General features: G+C 56.0%; 1 protein-coding gene. It reads right to left on the bottom strand.

Annotated elements, in window-relative coordinates; translation table 11 throughout:
* On the bottom strand, positions 1-376 hold a 376-nt coding region (locus EKL94_RS22290), incomplete at its 3' end, for a DDE-type integrase/transposase/recombinase (RefSeq protein WP_221768006.1).
* Positions 377-520 lie beyond the last annotated feature (144 nt).

The raw sequence follows: 520 nt of genomic DNA, 5'->3' as shown, positions 1-520 counted from the left end.
GGGGGGTAAAAAAAAACCCCGGGTGGGGGAAAAAGGGGTTGGGCCGGGGGGAAATGGGATTGGCGACGAAGGAGAAAGAAAAATCGGGCGGGGTGGGCGGGAGTTTTCGCAGGGCATTATCGATGGCCTTGATGGCCGAGAGCGTGTCCCGGTTGGGCGAGACGCGATACGACAGCACGATCTTTTTGACGGCGTCAAACATAAAGAACAGGTAATGCCAGCGCCCTTTGACGCGAATATACGTCTCGTCCCCGCAAAACGAACCGGACAGCTCATACGGGAACCGGTCGACAAAGGGCTTGATCCAAAGCGCGACGCTGTTGGCGTAGTTGAGCACCGTCTGATGGGAGATCGAGACGCCATGGATGTCCTTCATGGCGGCGGCGGTCTCCCTCGAGGACATCCCAAACTTTCCGTATTATGTCACAACGGGCCCCAACACCGTACCCTTGTAACCCTCGCCACCACCCCAGAGTACTACGCGGTTATATCTCTGGGTTCATAGATAGTTTCACAAAAA

The sequence above is a fragment of the Stenotrophomonas maltophilia genome (assembly GCF_003970865.1).
Taxonomy (GTDB): domain Bacteria; phylum Pseudomonadota; class Gammaproteobacteria; order Xanthomonadales; family Xanthomonadaceae; genus Stenotrophomonas; species Stenotrophomonas maltophilia_AR.
The sequence above is the reverse complement of the archived record's forward strand: the minus strand, read 5'-3'. Positions and strand labels throughout refer to the sequence as shown.